The organism is Paenibacillus sp. MY03 (assembly GCF_002165585.1).
In the GTDB taxonomy this organism is placed as follows: domain Bacteria; phylum Bacillota; class Bacilli; order Paenibacillales; family Paenibacillaceae; genus Pristimantibacillus; species Pristimantibacillus agaridevorans.
Genome location: NZ_MXQD01000009.1, coordinates 243926 through 262801 on the forward strand (window position 1 = coordinate 243926; position 18876 = coordinate 262801).

The 18876-nt window shown below is 46.9% G+C and carries 15 protein-coding genes; 12 read left to right on the forward strand and 3 right to left on the reverse strand.

Features of this window, described 5'->3' with window-relative positions:
* The first annotated feature begins 44 nt into the window (after positions 1–44).
* From B1748_RS11480 to B1748_RS11490, 3 genes are all read left to right on the forward strand, one after another.
* A complete protein-coding gene (locus tag B1748_RS11480; RefSeq protein WP_179215533.1) occupies positions 45–1544 on the forward strand; it encodes an extracellular solute-binding protein in 1500 nt (499 codons plus the stop codon).
* Positions 1545–1628: 84 nt separating this feature from the next.
* Positions 1629–3926 (forward strand): helix-turn-helix domain-containing protein, encoded by a 2298-nt coding sequence (locus B1748_RS11485; RefSeq protein ID WP_087568036.1) that lies wholly within the window; start codon positions 1629–1631, stop codon positions 3924–3926.
* Positions 3927–4052: 126 nt separating this feature from the next.
* Positions 4053–4805, forward strand: a complete 753-nt coding sequence (locus tag B1748_RS11490) for a LamG-like jellyroll fold domain-containing protein (RefSeq protein ID WP_087568037.1) — start codon at positions 4053–4055, stop codon at positions 4803–4805.
* A 36-nt stretch (positions 4806–4841) separates the two neighbouring features.
* Here B1748_RS11490 and B1748_RS11495 read toward each other — a convergent pair whose 3' ends face one another.
* Positions 4842–5603 (reverse strand): AraC family transcriptional regulator, encoded by a 762-nt coding sequence (locus B1748_RS11495; RefSeq protein WP_087568038.1) that lies wholly within the window; start codon positions 5601–5603, stop codon positions 4842–4844.
* Positions 5604–5706: 103 nt separating this feature from the next.
* Here B1748_RS11495 and B1748_RS11500 point away from each other — a divergent pair, with 103 nt between their 5' ends.
* The 9 genes from B1748_RS11500 (at position 5707) to B1748_RS11540 (ending at position 16057) form a co-directional block, all read left to right on the forward strand.
* Positions 5707–6063, forward strand: coding sequence for a Rieske (2Fe-2S) protein (locus tag B1748_RS11500; protein ID WP_087568039.1), 357 nt, complete (start codon positions 5707–5709; stop codon positions 6061–6063).
* 13 nt (positions 6064–6076) lie between these two features.
* Complete coding sequence (locus B1748_RS11505; protein WP_087568040.1) at positions 6077–7153, forward strand: amidohydrolase family protein; 1077 nt, start codon at positions 6077–6079, stop codon at positions 7151–7153.
* A gap of 202 nt (positions 7154–7355) precedes the next feature.
* Positions 7356–9080, forward strand: a complete 1725-nt coding sequence (locus B1748_RS11510) for a sensor histidine kinase (RefSeq protein ID WP_179215534.1) — start codon at positions 7356–7358, stop codon at positions 9078–9080.
* Positions 9077–10678 carry a response regulator transcription factor gene (locus tag B1748_RS11515; protein ID WP_087568042.1) on the forward strand — a complete coding sequence of 534 codons (1602 nt, stop codon included), beginning with the start codon at positions 9077–9079 and terminating at the stop codon, positions 10676–10678. Before B1748_RS11510 ends, B1748_RS11515 begins: the two co-directional genes overlap by 4 nt.
* 144 nt (positions 10679–10822) lie before the next feature.
* A complete protein-coding gene (locus B1748_RS11520) occupies positions 10823–11734 on the forward strand; it encodes an ABC transporter permease (protein WP_087568043.1) in 912 nt (303 codons plus the stop codon).
* A gap of 37 nt (positions 11735–11771) precedes the next feature.
* Positions 11772–12638 carry a carbohydrate ABC transporter permease gene (locus B1748_RS11525; RefSeq protein ID WP_087568044.1) on the forward strand — a complete coding sequence of 289 codons (867 nt, stop codon included), beginning with the start codon at positions 11772–11774 and terminating at the stop codon, positions 12636–12638.
* Positions 12572–14155: an extracellular solute-binding protein gene (locus B1748_RS11530; protein WP_087568045.1), complete on the forward strand. Its 1584-nt coding sequence runs from the start codon at positions 12572–12574 to the stop codon at positions 14153–14155. Before B1748_RS11525 ends, B1748_RS11530 begins: the two co-directional genes overlap by 67 nt.
* A gap of 130 nt (positions 14156–14285) precedes the next feature.
* On the forward strand, positions 14286–14735 hold the full coding sequence (locus B1748_RS11535) for a MarR family winged helix-turn-helix transcriptional regulator (protein ID WP_087568046.1): 450 nt from the start codon (positions 14286–14288) through the stop codon (positions 14733–14735).
* A 44-nt stretch (positions 14736–14779) separates the two neighbouring features.
* Positions 14780–16057: an MFS transporter gene (locus B1748_RS11540; RefSeq protein ID WP_087568047.1), complete on the forward strand. Its 1278-nt coding sequence runs from the start codon at positions 14780–14782 to the stop codon at positions 16055–16057.
* Here the strand turns inward: B1748_RS11540 and B1748_RS11545 are convergent.
* The gene (locus B1748_RS11545; protein ID WP_256975626.1) at positions 15998–16498 is read right to left on the reverse strand and encodes a DUF4386 domain-containing protein; all 501 of its coding nucleotides are present in this window, start codon (positions 16496–16498) and stop codon (positions 15998–16000) included. The two genes, B1748_RS11540 and B1748_RS11545, sit on opposite strands and share 60 nt — an antisense overlap.
* A gap of 219 nt (positions 16499–16717) precedes the next feature.
* Positions 16718–18850, reverse strand: coding sequence for a winged helix-turn-helix domain-containing protein (locus B1748_RS11550; RefSeq protein WP_087568049.1), 2133 nt, complete (start codon positions 18848–18850; stop codon positions 16718–16720).
* Positions 18851–18876: the final 26 nt, after the last annotated feature.

Genomic DNA, 18876 nt, shown 5'->3' on the forward strand with positions numbered 1-18876 from the left:
CAGATCGCAGTCTATCTTTTATGATGAGTGAAGGGGGAAAACAAATGTTAAAGTCTATTAAGACACTTTGGTTTTATTTCGTCGTCCTGCTTATAACTGCGTTTGCCTTGTCTGCATGTTCATCTAATTCCAGCACAACTAACGCTCCGACTTCGCCAGCTGCGCAGTCCAGCTCTTCTCCTACTAAACAAAGCAGTTCTGAAGTTCAGGTAGCTTCCAAGATTACGATGATTAATGCTTATTTCTCTAACACTGCGCCTAAGAAGGACGAATTTATTATTACGGAAACGGAACGCATTACAGGTACTGACCTGGACATCACTTACGTTCCGGCCAACGTTTATGAAGAAAAAATCAATGTTACGATGACATCGGGCGATATGCCACAGGTCGTCATGATTCAAAACACAAATGGTACATCGGTTATTAACGGCATCAGATCAGGAATGTTTTGGGATTTGACACCTTATCTTGATGAGTTCCCGAATCTCAAAAAATTCGATCAACAAGTGATAGAAAATTTAAAGGTTGACGGCAAGTATTATTTTATTCCTCGTCCACGTCCGCTTGTTCGTAACGGCACGATTATTCGCAAGGATTGGCTTGAAAATGTAGGCATGGATGCCCCTGCAACGATCGATGAGTTTTATGATCTATTGAAAGCGTTTAAAGAGAAGGATCCCGATCAGAACGGACAAAATGATACCTACGGAATGCTTTTGTATGAAAACGTTATTCCAGGAGATATATTCGCATGGCACGGTTCTCCTAATAACTGGAGGGTGGATGACGATGGCAGCTTTATCAAGGATGTGGAGACCGCGGAGTATAAAGACGGCTTGGCATTTGTAAGAAAGCTGTATTCGGAAGGTTTGGTTACCAAGGAATTTGCGATTGTCGTGCGAAACGAGGCTCGTAAGGATCTCTATAATAATAAGGTAGGACTAAGCATTGAAGCACTGGATGCGGTTGTACCATTCTATTATTTCCAGCAAGAGGATACCAAAAATTATTATGATATGCTGGCGGGACCACCTATTAATAACCTATCCTTTTCGACTTCAGGCCATAATGGAGGTTCATTGATTTCTAAAACAAGCGTGAAAACCGAGGATGAGCTTCGATCTATTTTGAAATATTTTGATACGATGAATAGCGAGGAGGCCAAATCGGAGTTTGTTCGAATTGCGCAGGAAAACGAGAAGAAACCCGCGGAACAGCAGTTTAATGTCGATGACTTAAAAAATTTGATCAATACAGACGCGCTGATTTATCCGCCAGGGGATTCTGATCGGGATGAGATGCTGAGAAACCGTATGGCCGAGCATTCTGCGGTTGGAGTGGCGGACCCTTCTCTTGGCCTGATTTCTCCTACCCAAATCGAAAAGAATGAACAGCTCAACACCATCATTACCGATGCGCGTACGAAATATATTATGGGCGAAATCGACGAAGCCGGTTTCGACGCGCAGGTTGAACTGTGGAAGAAAACAGGCGGTTCGCAGGTTGCCAAAGAATTAGCGGAATTGTATAAGCAGAAATAAAGGTTAACATTATGCAGGGATTGTATCCGTTAGGGTACAGTCCCTTATGCGCTTTAAATATCTATTGGAAGGCGAGGGATATAGATGAAGCGATGGGAGATGCCTAGTTACTTTAAAAATTTATTATTGCTAAGTACAATAATCGGGGTATTTCCCGTTCTACTGCTGGGGTATCAATCGTTTCATCTATCCAATGCGATCTTGAAGGAAGAATTAACAAGCAGCAATCAGTTGATCTTGCATCAGAACAAAGAAAAGATTGAAGCGCTCTTAAAAAATATCGATACCCTTACCACGCAAGTGATTACCGCTCCCGTTACAACGAGCTCCATATCGATGGATACAGTGATGAAGCTGCCCTTTCAGTATGAGCATCAGGACATATTCGAAAGACTAATGTACGCGCTCGTGCAAATACAGGTGTACGAGTTTGGTATTCAGGATGTCAATCTGATCAGTTACAAGCAGAATTGGATTGTGGACAGCGGAGCGATCTATCCTATGGAAAATCGGACTACCGTGGATAGTCATGATCTGTATTTGCATCAATTGCATAAAAAGCTGCTGACGTATAGGGAACAAGAGAGACCTTCTACTTGGCAAGTTTCGCTGGACGAGAACAGTCTGGCCGTTCTGCAGCTCATTAAACATATTCCGTTGCATTCCATAGAGCCCAGCGGCACGTTAATCGTTAATATTCCTATAACAGAGCTGCAAAAACATCTGAATAGCGATGTTTACAACAGTCAGTTGGTAATTGCAGATACAAATGGGCTTGTCATAGCTTCTCGTCATGGCCCGGTATCGGGTTCGAATATTCAAGAAAGCCCGTTTTATAATCAATTGGTTGATAGCCGGGGCGAATCAGGCTCATTTGTTTATATGAAGGATTATTTATTTCAGTATGATCGTTCACTTTACAATAATTGGACTTATATGTCGATTACGCCACTTGATCTCTTGATGAGTAAAGCTAACCAGATCAAGCTTTATACTATTCTTAGCGTAGGCATACTCATTTTACTTGTCCTGTTTGTCGCGTATATGTTCTCCCATCGCTTATATTTGCCAATCAGTCGAATGTATCGCTTTATACAGCCCGAGCCCAAAAATATGATCAATAATGAGCTGTATTATATTGATAAACATTTGAAGGAGCTTACCCATTCCAAGTCCAAACTTGTCACGGAAGTAGAGCGCCTGCATCAGCAAGCAAAGGAATTTTTTGTATTTAAGCTACTTATCGGCGAAGTCAAGTCCGATTTGATTCAGGAGCAGCTGGAGCATTATAAGTTCGCAGGCGATTGGATTTCCTGGAATGTAATTTCATTCCAAATAGATTTCTGGGAAGACACACCCTACAGTGAGACCGACCGAAAGCTGCTGCAATATGCCGCGCTGAATATTGTTGAAGAACTGGTACCGAATGCCATTCGACTTGTACCAATCATCCAGAATGAAAGTATAGTTGTTGTGATGGGCGAAAGCGTGGATACGAATGCTCCTCTTCATGTGACTGCTTATCAGCAGTCATTAGAGATACAGTCCAGCATTCAACAATATTTAAAACTAAAGGTAAGCGCCGGTATAAGCAGACAATATAATAATTGGATATTAGCCCCGCTTGCCTATCAGGAAAGCCTGGATGCGCTTATCTATCGAACGAGGTTAGGGTCTAACGTCATTGTATGTATTGATGAAGTTGAACCAAAATCACCTAATAGCTACCGCTTTCCGAAAGAAAGAGAAGCTTTGCTTATCGATGCTTTAAAAAATGGAGAAGAAGAACAAGCAAATGGTCAACTGCATGAAATATTGAAGGAATTGCTCAGCAATCAAATGAATCATTATGAGCATCAGCAATATATACAGCGTCTATTTAATCACTTAACCGGTATTGTATTGGATGCAGGAGATGCTTTGCATGAAGTGTTTAACAAAGATACTTTCAGCTTGGATTTCGTATACCGCATCCACCAATTGGAGCAGTTGGAGGGATGGTTCAGTCAATCAGTTATTTCTCCTCTTGCCCAATGGAGCAAGGATCGGCTTCAAAAGCAGGATATAAATATAACTCAAATGATGCTACAGGAAATCGAGCAACATTTTGATCAAGATTTGAGCATTGAGCAATTCGCAGCACAACTTCATTATCACCCAAGCTATATTAGCAGAGTGTTCAAAAAGGATACTGGCATTAATTTTACGGATTACTTAACTCAATACAGGATTGAAATTGCGAAGAAGTGGCTGCAGAACTCCAACCTAAAGGTTTCAGAAATCGCCGAAAAATTAAGATACAGCACCTCTTCCAATTTTATTCGTAATTTTAAAAAGGTGGTGCAAATGACGCCAAGCCAATATCGGGATCAACTACGATAACAAATCCATCATAGAATTGTTCAAATGAGTCATGTTTTGTATATAGTGTTTGACAGGGGATGCTTGCTATACTCGGTGTAGATCGTATCTCGTACAACTCTTCGAATAATTGGAAGGAGTTTTGAAATGAACGATGTATACCGTATCATTGTGAACCATCCGCAATTAATTTCGTTTTGGGATTTTGCCGAACAGCCCGGACAAGAGGCGATAGCAAAGGGACCATTTCCTTATCCGTTAACCGAAATGGCTGGACCGATTGAGCGAGTTGAGAACGGACCATTCGGCGCGGCTGCTCAAGTAAAACTTGGACAATGGTGGAACCTGCCGAGACATGCCTGTCCTGAACTGAACTTTCATGGCAAAGATGCCAAACTTACCGTATTGGCTTGGCTAAAGCGCGAGAATATTCCCAATCGAGGTTGCGAGGCCATAGCGGGGATGTGGAATGAGACGGAAAAGAAACGTCAATACTGCATGTTCGTTAATTTAAATATTTGGGACAGTGCCGACCAGGTTTGCGGCCATGTTTCGGCGGTGGGAGGTCCTACGCCGGGTTATAAGTATTGCATGACCTCGGCGATCGGCTCTACACCTATTGTAAAAGAAGAATGGCATTGCGTGGCCTTTACGTATGACGGGCAATACGCCAAGGTATATTTGGACGGGGTTCTGGATGAACGTGAAAATTTTAACCCCTATTTGTATGATTCGGGACTATTCGATGGCGGAGACGATGGCGCAGACTTTACAGTAGCTGCGGTGCATCGTTCCAACGAAATGGGCAACTTTTATACCGGAGCTATTGGAGGCTTGGCGGTATTTAAGGAAGCTCTGGGTGAAGATGAGTTAGCGAAACTTTGTGAGATTACAGTATAAGTTTGAGTTTGCAGTCTCTTTAAAGCGCTTACTTACTTATCGTTTAACGCTGGATGGAGGCCCTCCCATTAACTTTTTGAACATCCGATTGAAGTGGGATTGATCGCTGTAGCCAAGATAGTCCGAAATCTCGCCGATGGTCATATGGTTGTTGATCAATAAGTCCATCGCCGTTTGTATGCGAAGATGATGAATATAAGCGATTGGTGACAAGCCTGTTATTTCTTTATAGGTTTGGCTGATGTAATTGGGCGAACGGCCCGAAAGCTCGGCAATTCGCGGAATGCTGACCGTTTCCCGATAATGCTGGATGAGATAGGTTTGTATGGTTTTGACAAGCTTTAATTTAGCGGGGGAGTAAACCGTCATCTCGGCTTCTCTCCCCATATGTCCCAGCAATTCGGACAAAATGCCTTGGCTGATGATCTGATATTGGGGAAGATGACCGAGCCACTGTTGCAGCAGGACGACAAATCGCTGCGTCATGTAGTCTAACTGTCGAGTGCGAATTTTACAAAAGTGCTCCACCTGAAGAAAAGGAAACGCATCCGGTTGCAGGATTTGAAAATGCGCCGAATATTTCTGATGCGGTCCATCGGGATGATTGCGGCCTCCGCGTAATTTGTTGCGCGGAATGTATAAAATATCGCCCTTTTCGAGCTGGACGTCAACGCCCTCAATCGTATAGGTTAATTTTTCTTTCGTGACGAGAATGAAAATATTATAGGGGGTACGAGCTTCTTCGATTTGCCAGTTGCTCCTCATATCGTCCACGCATACGAGAAAAAGTTGAAGCAAAAGCGATCACCTCATCTAGATTCATGTGATGTGATTATATCACATCTGATTTCAGATTATTTAGAAAACGTTTTCTTAATTGATTGGTTCGGGGGGATTTTAAATGGCTCTTTATCCTGTCGCATTAGAGGGAGAAATCCCGGTCGGAACGAATATCGTGGTCGAAATTGAAGGGCGTTCAATCGGTGTTTACAATGTGAACGGCGAATATTTTGCCATTCATAACTATTGTCCTCATCAGGGAGCCGAAATTTGTAAAGGTCCGGTGTGCGGGACAAATATGGAGTCAGAGGTTTATCAATTTATTTATGGTCGCGATCAGGAGATTGTACGTTGTCCTTGGCATGGCTGGGAATTTGATCTAAAAACAGGGAAGTCCTTATTCAGCGATAAGGTTCGCGTACGCAGCTATCCGATGCAAATACAGGATGGCCAGTTGTTTATCGCTGTCGGCAAATAGAGGAGGAGACATAATGAATCAAGAAGAAAAGTTGCCGGTTATCGATTGTGATGTGCATAATGGCTTTAGGTCGAATCATGACTTGTTTCCTTATCTGGATGATACATGGAAAAGCCAGGCGCTTCTCCGTGGAGGCGGCTTGCCGTTAGGCGGCGGCTTGCCCTATGCATCGCCGATCGGAAATAAGAGGAAGGACGCAAATCCTCCAAGCGGATTGCCTGTCGGGGCAGATCCTGACTATATGATTAAGCAGTTGATTGAGCCGTTTAACGTTGAGTATGCTATATTATGCTCTGATTCCATGATCGCCGTTTCTTCTTTTGCGGATGCCGATTATGCAGCGGCGATGTGCCGAGCGTACAATGATTACTTAATTGCGGAATGGCTGCCGAAAAGCCCAACATTTAAAGGTTTGTTATGTATAGCTACACAAGATCCGATTCAAGCGGCCAGGGAGATTGATCGAATAGCCCCGCATCCTGATATCGTCGGCGTATCGATTATTGGGGGATCAAGGATGCCATACGGGCAACGCTTTTTTCATCCCATCTATGAAGCCTGTCAGCGAAATGGCATGCCGTTGGTTATTCACCCTGGCGCAGAAGGTTCAGGGATTTTTAATCCTCCTACAGCAGTCGGCTACGTATCGAATTATTTGGAGTGGCATAGTTGTTTGCCGCAGACGTACATGGCCCATTTGGTCAGCTTCGTATGTGAGGGCGTGTTTGAGAAGTATCCCGAATTCAAGGTCGTGCTCAGTGAAGGAGGCGTCACTTGGCTGCCGCCGTTGTTATGGAGGCTGGACAAAAATTTCAAAGCGCTTCGCGCGTCAACGCCATGGCTTAAAAGGTTGCCCAGCGAATATGTTCGCGACCATTGCTTTATGACGACTCAACCGATTGAGGAGCCTGATAATCCCAAACATTTAAAAATGATGTTTGAAATGTTCGATGCGGAAAACATGTTATTGTTCTCCAGCGATTATCCGCATTGGGATTTTGATGATCCGACTAAAATTCTAAAGCAATTCCCGTTAGAGACAAAACGTAAAATTTTGAGTGAAAATGCAAGGGCATTATTTAAATTATAGAATAGTATGAGTTTTCTCCATACTGACCTATAATTCTCGGAATGAAACGCGCCGCGCCGCCTAAGGATGGCGACAGCCGTTTCACCTTGAATTGCCATAATGAAATAAAGGTATTGGGAAGATGGAGGAGCGCGAATATGTGCTTCTCCGTCTTTTTCGGCCTTATAGAGATTTTGAACACGCACTTACAGGGGGGAGCGGCATGAAGCTATCGAATGTATGGCATTCTATTCAATTTAAGTTAACGGTCAGTTTTCTGGTCATTTTGCTGCCTCTCGTGGTCGTTAGCGTCATTGCAAATGTTTACTCGCAGCGAATGATGTACGACCAAATTACAGAGCGTACGAGAGGGGCGCTGCTTACAGCTTTAGAATATGTGGATCAGCTTACGAAAAATATCGAGCAGCAATCGCTTTTAATTAGCTCGAATCCGGAAATCGTAAATGTTTGGATGGAAGCGGATGATCCGTTAAATCTGCAGTATCTCTATGATATGCGCATGATTCAACAACAGCTTTCCGCATTAATTAGCGTAAATCCAGCCGTAAGAGAGGCGTTTATTGTTCATGGACAAAGCGGAAGCGGGATTTCGACATTGCAAGGCGGGGTAAAGTGGAAGGAGATTGGCGAGGAACAATGGTTTCAAGACGCGCTAGAAGCCAATGGAGGGTTATCGGTTTATATGCCGGATGCCGCTCAACAAAATGAATCCCGTTATTTGGAGGAAGGTTATATTTATTATGCAAGGCTTTTAGACGTGTTTAACAGTAATTCTCAAGATAATGTGCTAGTGATTGTGATCGATAAACATGCTTTGAATACGGTTGTTCAGCATTTGCAAACCTCCGAGCATATTAAAACCAGTCTTCTGTATCTGGATCAGCTGGTGTTGACGAGCAATTCCACGGTTCAGTCCAGCAATAACATGTTCAGTATTGAAGAAAGCAACGGGATCTGGTCCATCCAGATGGAACAGCCGGAATCCGAGCTTTTTAAGCAGCCTTATTATTTAGAGCTGATGACCTATTTGATCATTATGATCAGCATATTGCTGGCGTTATGTTTGGCATGGCTCGTGTACAGTGAAATTTCCAAGCCGATGCGAAAACTGTTCGGCGCCATTAAACTATTTAGCGGCGGGCATCTGCTTGCCAATATCAAGCATGGACGCAAGGATGAGTTCGGCCTGTTGATGGATGCTTTTAATCGAATGGCCGAGTCTCAGCGCAAGCTTATTGAGGATGACTACGAGAAGGAGCTTAAGCTGGCGCGCTCCGAATTCAGCTTGCTGCAATCCCAAATTAATCCGCACTTTCTGTATAACACGTTGGATTCTATTTATTCTGTCGCGGATAAACACCAGATCAAGGAAATTGGGGAAATGGTATTAAATCTGGCCCAATTTTTCAGATTCAGCCTGGGCAAGGGGAAGGAAACCTTTACGTTAGAGGAGACGATCCAGCATCTTATGTATTACATCAGAGTTCAACAAATTCGAACGGATCAGTTTACGGTAGAAATGGATATCGCCGAGGACACGAAGCCTATTCCGGTTCTAAAGCTTTTATTGCAGCCTATCGTGGAAAACGCGATTGTACATGGCATTTGCAAAAGCTCTTATGGCGGCGATCTTTATATACGTTCAAGATTGGTGGATGGCTTCCTGAAAATAACGATTGAAGATACGGGCTGTGGAATTGCAGATGACGAGCTGACGGAAATCAAGCAGGAGCTCCAGAAAATAAATGCCCATTCTTATCGGTATATACAAGAAAAAGAATTCAGCAAATACTTTGGGTTAAAAAACGTTGTATCGCGAATGAAGATGTATTATGGAAACCATGCGGAAATGACAATCGATCATAATGGGATGGGCGGAACTCGAGTCACTGTAACTTTGCCGATAGAAAGGGATGAACCAGCATGAGAATGTTAATTGTGGAGGATGAGCATTTTGTACGCGAACGTATGGAGAAGGGGATCGCTTGGGATGAGCACGGGATTGAAGTCGTTGACGCAGTCGGCAACGGACGGGCAGCCATGGAAATCTTGCAAAAAGAACATTTGGATCTTGTGTTAACCGATATCCGGATGCCAGATATGAATGGGTTGGAGCTTGCTCGGGAGCTTCATCAACGGTATCCCCATATCAAGATCATTATTTTAACCGGCTACGATGATTTCGAATATGCAAGAGAAAGTATTGATTATAAGGTTTATAAATATTTGGTGAAACCTGTAGCGAACGAACTGCTGCTGGAGGCGGTATTGGAGTTAAAGAAGCTTCATGAAACAGAGCTTTGGGAAAGGCATCAACTCACTTTGCTTGAGCAGCGATGGCAAGAGCAGCTGCCGCAATTGCGAGAATCGATGTATAAGAATTGGTTGAATGGACAATATGCTCTGTGGGAGCTGGAGAAGAGATGTCGTGATCTCAATATTTCGATCAAGCAAGGGCCGCTGTGGCCGCTTGTATTTGACATGGATCCGATTCAGGCTGGCAATACACGTTTTCACGAGCAAGATCGCCCATTAGTACAATTTTCTTTGCTAACCATCGCCAGAGAGGTTTTTATGGAGCTGGATCCAATTATTTTGCAGGATGATGACGGGATGACGGTGGTTATATTGTTCGGGTCGCATACGCAGGAGGAGTCAGGGTCTTGGCAATCGCAAGCGCATCAGCATATTCAAACGTTATTGGCGACAGTTAAGGATTGTTTAAAGCTGACAGCCAGCGTAGGGCTGGGTCCTGTTACAGACGACACGCTTATGCTCCCGCATGCTTATAAGCAGAGCAAGCAAGCCCTGCAGGAACGGATCGTACTAGGTAATGAAACGATTGTCCAATTCCGTGATCCGTCCAGCTTCAATGCGAGCTTGATGTTTGTTCAGGATATCGAGAAAGAGCTGGAGATGGCGATTGAGACGGGCAACGAAGCGGCGATTATGGCATTATCAGAAAAAATAATCGAAAGCAGATTTGCCAATGGCGCTTCCGCAATGGAAGCGAAAGAAGCGATTTTTCGAATGGTCTGTTTTTTGGGGAAAATCGTCCACTCGCATGGCTGGTTCATGTCGGACGCGCTTGGAAAGGATTATGCCCGATTTGAGCAATACCCCTCGCTATTGACCAGGGAACAGGTGTTGGAATGGTTCCGGCAGCTGTCATTCTCTATCAGCTCAACCATTGCGCAGCGCAAGCAGACGGGAACACAGTTAATGTTGAAAGAAATTGTTCAATTTATTCATGAACATATTCATGAGGAGGAGCTCAGTCTCTATTTGGTTGCGGATAGACTGTATGTCAATTATTCGTACTTGAGCCGAATATTTAAAAAGCTTATAGGAGAATCCTTCTCGGAATATGTGCTGAAGCTTCGTATGGAGAAAGCAAAGGAACTATTGGCAAACGGACAGCTTGTTTACGATACGGCCGCGCAGGTTGGCTTTCGACATGTGAACTACTTTTCGAAGGTCTTTATGAAATATTGGGGAGTCAAGCCCAGCGAGATCAAGCATTGATTTGCGAGGAGCCCAAGGACATCTTAACCGTTTCGCCTTGCGAAAAAGTAAAAATTGTTTCATCAGAAGGCAAATATGCTGGATACGAATGTATTGAAAAAAAGGATATAGTTAAAGCATTCCAAATGAATAGGGGAGGGGTATATGAACGCTTTTAAACAAAGATCACCTTGGCTTCGGTATTGGGATTTATATCTTATGCTCTTGCCGGCCATGCTTTTTATTATTGTGTACAAATATGTCCCGATGTACGGCGTCATTATCGCTTTCAAAGATTTTAATATTATGAAAGGGATCATGGGCAGTTCGTGGATCGGCTTCGAACATTTTCGTCAGCTCTTTATGTTCGATGAATTCCCAAGGGTTGTGCGCAATACCATCATCATCAGCTTTATGAAGCTTATATTCGGTTTTCCGGCTCCTATTATTATCGCACTCCTATTAAACGAACTTGTATTGAAACGTTTTAAACGAGTTGTGCAAACGTTTACTTACATCCCTCACTTTATATCATGGGTTGTAGTCGGCGGGATTGTTATTGATTTGCTGTCGCCCAGCAGCGGGATCATTAATAAGGTCATCCAAAGTTTTGGCCTGGAACCCATTTTCTTTATGTCGGACGGACAGTGGTTCCGCTGGATCCTGGTGTTTTCGGATAACTGGAAGGAAGCAGGCTGGGGAGCGATCATTTATTTGGCCGCCATACTGGGCATCAATGATGAGCTGTACCAGGCTGCCAGGGTGGACGGCGCAACTCGACTGAGGCAAATCTGGCATGTGACCTTGCCGTGTATTCGATCGACAATCGTTATTTTGTTATTGCTTCGGATTGGCAATGTATTCGATGCCGGCTTCGAACAAATTCTTGTCATGTACAATGCTATGGTGTACGAGGTAGCTGACATTATCGATACTTACGTATATCGAGTAGGCTTAGGCCAAATGCAATTTGGGCTAACGACGGCAGCAGGCTTATTTAAATCCGTTATTGGATGCGGATTGCTGATTATGGCGAATTGGATGGCGCGAAGGATGGGAGAGGAAGGCATTTTTTAAAGAAGGAAGTTCAAATCAAGTGAGAGGGGGAGACAGATTGATACGATCTAGAGGGGAAATTTGGTTTCAATATTTCAATGTGGCCTTTCTCTCGCTGCTTTCTTTGTCCATGATACTTCCGTTTATCCATATTGCAGCGAAATCGTTAAGCAGCGAGGCTTTTGTACTGGCGAAGGAAGTATATTTTTGGCCCAAAGGATTCACGCTATCCTCCTTCCAATACGTGCTGGAAAATCGTCAGTTTTTTTATTCCTTTACGAACTCGGTTTTTCTAGCCGTAGTTGGAACCGCGCTGAGCATGGCGATTACGATCTTGGCTGCATATCCACTATCGCGAAAGAATGTACCCTTTACCCGTTTTTTTATGGTCATCATTGTCATTACGATGTTTTTTAGCGGGGGGATTATTCCAACTTACCTGGTGGTAAGAGATACGGGGTTGCTAAACTCCATCTGGTCGTTAATTATTCCCGTGCTTATGTCGCCCTTTAATCTGATTTTAATTCGGAACTTCTTTATGAGCGTGCCGGATGCGCTCGAGGAATCGGCTAGAATCGATGGCGCAAGCAATTTCCGAATATTACGCTCCATCTTTGTCCCGTTGTCGGTACCGGCGCTTGCGACAATTGCGATGTTTTACGCGGTTGGTTACTGGAACAGCTTCTTTAATGCCATGATGTACATTACCGAAAGGCGATGGATGCCGCTCCAGATGTTGCTCCTGCAGCTCATTTCGGAGGAAGGCGTCAACGATTTGGCGATGATCGACGCTTTCCAAGAGGTTACGGCGGAGACCATTCGGGCTGCTTCTATCTTGTGTGCAGTTGTTCCTATTCTATGCGTTTATCCATTTATTCAAAAATATTTTGTTCAGGGCATCATGTTAGGAGCAGTCAAAGGGTGAAAACATATCCAGGGGGGATGAAGATGAAAAAACGTAGTTTGTCGTTAGTCGGCATGTTGATGATTGTTGCACTGATTGTTGCGGCTTGCGGTTCGGGAAATAACGGAACGAATGGCGGTAATCTTTCGGAATCTGGGGAAATTACAAACAAAAAAGTAAAATTGATGAGGACTTATCATGCCGGTCTGGAGCAATTTAAGGGCTCGGACAATATTAACAGCAATAAGCTGTACAATCTTCTTAAAGAATGGTCCGGTTATAATATTAACTATGAAACGCTGCCGAAAGATAATGCTTCCCAAAAAATTTCCGTCATCCTTGCATCGGGCGACGTACCGGATTTAATGCATATTCCAGGCAAGTCGGATTATTTCAAGTTGGCTCAGCAAGGCTCCTTCGAGCCGTTAGACGATTTGGTGGAAAAGTATATTCCCAATCTTTCCTCGGTATTCAGCAAAGAACAGCTTGATGCCGCAAGACTTGATGGCGTTTTATACGGGCTTCCGGTTCGCGTGGCTCAAAAAGTAGGCAACGGGGTTCTTATTCATGATGGCGTGTTTAAAGAGCTGGGATTAAAGGATCCAACAACGTTAGATGAAATGTATAATGTCCTGAAAACGATAAAGGAACAAAAAAATATCATTCCATTAACGGCCGCTGCTTCTAATCCAGGATCATTCATGGGTGCGTTCTCTCCAATTTCCAGCATGTATGGCGTAGGCAATACAACGGTCGAAAAGGATGGGAAGCTTGCATTCAGCTGGATCCAGCCGGAATATAAAACATTCCTGGAGACGATGAACAAGTGGTTTAAAGAAGGGCTGATCGATCAAGAATTTGCCATCAACAAAGATGTAAAAGATAAAATGATCACGGCTACAGCCGCGATGAGCGTATTGTATTGGGCGGATGCCAAAATTATCGACGATGCGATCGCGGGTAAAGGCGGCACCCTGAATTCCGTGCGCTACATTGATCCGCCGGTAGGACCCAATGGTCAAAGCGGAGTTCCAGAGCAGTCGCTTGCCAATTCGTTTGTTGTTATTCCCAAGCAAGCCAAAAATAAAGAAGGCGCAGCGGATTATTACAACTTCCTTTTGGAAGAAAAAACGGATACACTGATCACTTTTGGCATTGAAAACGAAGATTACACGGTTGAAGACGGCAAAGTGGTGCAAACGCCAGAACAAAGCAACGAGATTCCATGGCGCACCCTTTATTTTAACCTGGACACCGATACAAGCTTTAACGCACGTCTGGGAGCCAAAGGTTTCCTTCCCTACTACAACCAGTTGCTTGAGCATAAGCAAAACAGAGAAGAAACGGCCTATGCCCCCTTTATCGAAGCGTACGATACAAAGCTGACGGAGCTTAGCAACTATGTGGCCGAAAACTCCATTAAATTTATTATGGGCAATCGTGATTTAAGCGAGTTTGATGCGTTTGTATCCGAGTTTAATGCCAAAGGCGGTCAGAAGGCTATCGACGAAATGAATGAATGGTTTACAAGTAAATAATATCGGGAGTAGTGGAGAAGGCTTTAAGCTCCACTACTTTTTTTTTGAAATATTGAGTTATTTAATTGTTTAGTATATAGTTGTCGTAGCAACTAATTTGATGAAGCGAGGCAAGGGGGCATGGGCGAAGATGGAAGAAACAAGAGGCCAGCTTGAGGCATCCGTCGGATTCTGGATGGGCATTACTTACCGCAAACTATCCACAATGCTGCAGCAGCGATTAAGACCGTACGGGCTGACGCCCGAGCAATGGTCGGTGCTGTATACCATACAACGATCGGATCGTTTGATCCAGAAGGAAATCGCGGAGCTGACGCACAAAGACAAACCGACAACGACGCGCATTTTGGATCAGCTGGAGGAAAAAGGTTTTATTACGAAAAAAGTCGGGGAGCTTGATCGTCGAGCATTCGTGGTGCATGCGACGGATAGGGGGCGGGAAGTCATTACAGAGACGGCCTCTATCGAGCAAAGCCTGTCGGAGGAAGTCCGATCGATCATGACGGACGAAGAATACCGCTTATTGATCAATATCCTTCTACGGATACATGATCACGTCGATGCGAAGCTGCAGTCATAGCCGGATTCGTTAATCGTCATCCTACAGAAGAACGGAGTTTAAATATGCAGCCAGAATTACATCGAGAACCATTATGGACCCGGTCGTTTCTTGCGATTACGGGTTGTTCTTTTTTATTGTTTTTGAATTTGCAAATGTTATTGTCCTCTTTCCCCGCTTTCGTGAAGGGGGAGCTTCAAGGCGGCGACGTGGCGGTCAGTCTCGTCACCAGCGTGTTCGCGCTGTCCGCTATCGCATCGAGGTTTATGACGGCGGCTCTTATGCGCAAAATTTCCCGGGACAAGCTGCTTCTGGCAGGGCTGCTGCTCTCCGTGCTGACGACTGCCTTCTATTCGATCGCGGAATCGGTGCCTTCGCTTCTTGTTCTCCGCATCTTGTACGGCATCGGCTTCGGCATGGCTAGTACGATTCTGCCAACGCTCGTCTCGCAGATCATTCCGGCTCGAAGAATGGGGGAAGGCATCGGCTATTTCGGACTGTCCACCAGCCTTGCGATGTCGATAGGACCCATGATCGGCATCAATATTATGAACAGCTACGGCTTCGGCGTCCTAACGGTTGCCGGCACTGCGGTCGTCTGTTTCATGTTGCCGATATTGCTTGCATTCAAGCTCATCAAGTGGACCGCGAAACCGGACCGCCAACGTGGCGGAGGGTCAGGTGTCGTCGCCCGATCTGGCGGAGTCAATCGCTCCTTATGGTTTCCCGCCTTCCTCAATGTGCTGCTGTCGATTACGTACAGCGGTCTGCTCAGCTTTATCGTCTTGTACGGAGAATTTGCGGGACTTACGCAAGTCGGATTGTTTTTCCTCTTCAACGCGGCAACAATCGTACTGGTTCGCCCGTTATCGGGCAAGCTGTTCGATCGGAGAGGGCCGGTGCTTGTGTTGATTCCCGCAGGTTCGTTCGTGACGGCGAGCATGCTGTTGCTATCTTATTCGCATGGGCTGCCGATGCTCGTTGCCTCGGCTCTGCTGTACGGTCTCGGCTTTGGCGCCATTCAGCCCACGCTGCAAGCCTGGATGCTCCGTTGTTCGACTAAGGAGCGATACGGCGAGGCGAACAGCATGTTCTATAATTCCACCGATTTCGGCGTGGCGATCGGGGCGCTGCTGCTCGGCGCCGTGGCGACCGCGACGGATTATGCGGTCATGTACCGTTTCTCGGCGGGGATCATGGTATTATTCGTATTGCTGTTCTCCGTATCGGCGGCGTTGCGCGTCATGAAGGAGAGGAGGCAGCGTTCGAATGCCAGCCACCTCCTAATGACGAAAATGAAGTCCTTTGACCATCAGCCAGATGGGGAGTACGATCTCGAATAACGCCCCCGGAATGTACAAAACGGCGCCGATGTCATGGCCGGCGATCGCCAGACAACTGCTCGATAACAATCCCGCATACCCGATAAAGCCGATAACGGACAACCACCGGGGAACCAGCTTGGAGCGGTATAGAATCGAGCAAAACAACAAGCTGCCCAAGCCAAGCACGACCATGGCCAGTTCGAATAACATGAAATGGGCGTCTACCGCCGTATTCGCTATCGTCGTGAGGGAAAAACGTCCTGCAGCTTCCGCAGCAGTTATATACTCTTTGCTCAAAGGCAGCAGCAGCAGCGGCGCGATCAAACTCACGATCAAAATGGCCGACTCCAATAGGCGGGAGCCGAAGTAACCGATCGCGAATGCCTCGTTATGTCTCTTCAGGGCCGGGTACAGCAGGAAGGCAATACCCGAGACCGCCAACGCGTTGACCAGCTCCAAGAACATGCCCGCTAATGCAAGCGCGCGGTCGTCATGCCATTGCTCCAGAACTCCGGGCTTCTACAGAAGCGGATTCAGAATGCCGCTCCCTATTAAGTACGCCGCCGTCGAAATCAAAAACAGCGCGCCTGCCACCTTGACTTTCCTATCCATGTCGATCTCCCCTTCGCTTGTATTAGCAGAATTATAGCGAAGGGGAGGCGATGGGCTGTAGACACTTTAGTGTGGTTTGTCTGGCGAAGGGAGCAAATGCAATTCGTGGGCGCGAGCGATGGCTTCCGTTCGCCGCCGCACTTGCAGTTTCTCGAAGATTCTGCGGTTATGCCCCTTGACCGTATCGAGAGCGAGGAAAAGCCGCGACGCGATGTCCCGGTTGGAAAATCCTTTGGCGATGAGCGCGAGCACCTCGAGTTCCCGCTGGCTGAGCGGTTCGATCATGCCGTCCGCCATTGCGGTAAGCCGTACGCGATCCAGGCCGGCACGCGCTTCGCGAAGAGCCGGGAGCGGTAGATCGCCAGCCAGTTTGAGCGCCTCGGCGTAACAGGCTTCCGCCATGCCCGGATCGCCCTCCGCCTCCCCTATTTGGCCCAATCCGATAAGAGACAGGACGGCCATCGGTACATGGCCGATCAGATGGCAGTACGAGATCACCTCGTTATAGGTTTTGCGTGCTTCGGCAAGATCCCCTCGCCGTTGGAGCGCGACGCCAAGCATCCAAGCGGCCGATGTCCGAACGGGGAAATTGTCCTGCCGCAGATATTCAAGCGCTCGGGCGGACTGGGCGATGACCCGATCGATCTCCGCGGTTTCGTCCGTCCGGGCCAAGCTTGCGGGGGCGATGAGCCCGATCAGATCGTCGGTTTTGTCAGCCTGATCCGACAGCTGCATGGACGCCTCGGCTTCCTGCAATTTCGGACGGAAGCCATGCGGCTTTGCAGCCATGGTTAACGAGGCAACGGTCGCGCGGGTCGCCGCGATCAGTCCGATCAGGTCTCTAACGCGGACATCCTGCCGGATCCCCTCCAGCGCCTTCTCCGCGGCTAGCAGCTTATATTCGATAGCGGTCGGCCTGCCCTTGATCAGCAGCGCCGAAGCGTACATAACCCACAACGCGGGTCTGGCGTCCAGTTCCGCGGCATGCAGCGATTCCAGCCATCGCAGCGCGATATCCGCTCCCCCGCGAAGATGCAGAGGCATCCCGTTGCCTTCCAGCAATCGCGCGGCCCGTTCGATATCGCCGGCTTCCGCGGCATGACGGAACGCGTCGAGCTCCTGTCCCTGCTGCTCGTACCACTCGCTAGCCCTTACATGCAATTCCGCGATGGCGCTCCCGTCGAGGCTATCCTGCAGCCGTCTTCGCAAGGACTCGGCGAATAAGTGATGATAACGATACCATCGCCGTTCATGATCCAAGGGGATAAGGAACAGATTGCGACGTTCAAGATCCTGCAGCCGTTGCATGCCCGACATCTCGGGATCGGACATAATAGCGTCGCAGAGAGGGGCGCACAACCGGTCAAGAACGGAAGCTCGGATCAAAAAATCCTGAACGGATCGAGATTGGCGCTGCAGAACCTCTTCCACCAAATAATCCAACACAAACGGATGGCTGCCGGCGATAGACGGAACGATCCGATCCTCTTCGGGCGTTCCCTGCATGGACAGCGCGGCCAACTGCAGGCCGGCAATCCAGCCTTCGGTTCTCGATGCTAGAGCCTCGATGATGTCCGGCGACAGGGCGAGTCCCATATAGTCGGTTAAAAACCGATGGGCTTCGGCGGCATTAAATCTTAGTTCTTCCGCCCGCAGCTCCGTCAACTGGCCTTGGGCCCGCAACCGGGCCAAGGGAAGAGACGAATCCTCCCGGGTAATCATCACGAGATGGATGCCTGCGGGAAGATGGCGGAGCAGGAAGGAGACGGCTCCGTCGACGGCATTGGACTTCGCCGCGTGATAATCGTCAAGGACGAGCGCGAGCGGAGCCAGCTCGGAGGCTTCCTTAAGAAGCTCAGCTAGCATCGACTCCGTAGGCGGCGGCTCGGGCGATTGAAGCACGGCGAGCAAGCGATCCCCGAAATGCTCTGCAACCGTTCGCAAAGCGGAGATCGCACAGGTTAGGAAACGCGTCAGATCGCCGTCGCTATCCTCAAGCGACAGCCATGCGACCGGCCGACCGCATCGGGACGTCCAGTCGCTAACCAACGTTGATTTGCCGTAACCGGCCGGCGCGGAGACCAAGGTTAATTTGCGGCTCAACCCGCGTTGAAGCTTATCGATTAACGGCTCGCGAAGAACCGTATTGGGCCGAAGCGGCGGAATATGAAGTTTGGTGGATGGAATTGGCGTAGACATAATTCCATCTTATCATGCAAGCGCGT

Coding starts and splice junctions, on each gene's coding strand:
- B1748_RS11480 (WP_179215533.1), top strand. CDS start 45: ATGTTAAAGTCTATTAAGACACTTTGGTTTTATTTCGTCGTCCTGCTT.
- B1748_RS11485 (WP_087568036.1), top strand. CDS start 1,629: ATGAAGCGATGGGAGATGCCTAGTTACTTTAAAAATTTATTATTGCTA.
- B1748_RS11490 (WP_087568037.1), top strand. CDS start 4,053: ATGAACGATGTATACCGTATCATTGTGAACCATCCGCAATTAATTTCG.
- B1748_RS11500 (WP_087568039.1), top strand. CDS start 5,707: ATGGCTCTTTATCCTGTCGCATTAGAGGGAGAAATCCCGGTCGGAACG.
- B1748_RS11505 (WP_087568040.1), top strand. CDS start 6,077: ATGAATCAAGAAGAAAAGTTGCCGGTTATCGATTGTGATGTGCATAAT.
- B1748_RS11510 (WP_179215534.1), top strand. CDS start 7,356: ATGAAGCTATCGAATGTATGGCATTCTATTCAATTTAAGTTAACGGTC.
- B1748_RS11515 (WP_087568042.1), top strand. CDS start 9,077: ATGAGAATGTTAATTGTGGAGGATGAGCATTTTGTACGCGAACGTATG.
- B1748_RS11520 (WP_087568043.1), top strand. CDS start 10,823: ATGAACGCTTTTAAACAAAGATCACCTTGGCTTCGGTATTGGGATTTA.
- B1748_RS11530 (WP_087568045.1), top strand. CDS start 12,572: ATGCGTTTATCCATTTATTCAAAAATATTTTGTTCAGGGCATCATGTT.
- B1748_RS11535 (WP_087568046.1), top strand. CDS start 14,286: ATGGAAGAAACAAGAGGCCAGCTTGAGGCATCCGTCGGATTCTGGATG.
- B1748_RS11540 (WP_087568047.1), top strand. CDS start 14,780: ATGCAGCCAGAATTACATCGAGAACCATTATGGACCCGGTCGTTTCTT.
- B1748_RS11550 (WP_087568049.1), bottom strand. CDS start 18,850: ATGTCTACGCCAATTCCATCCACCAAACTTCATATTCCGCCGCTTCGG.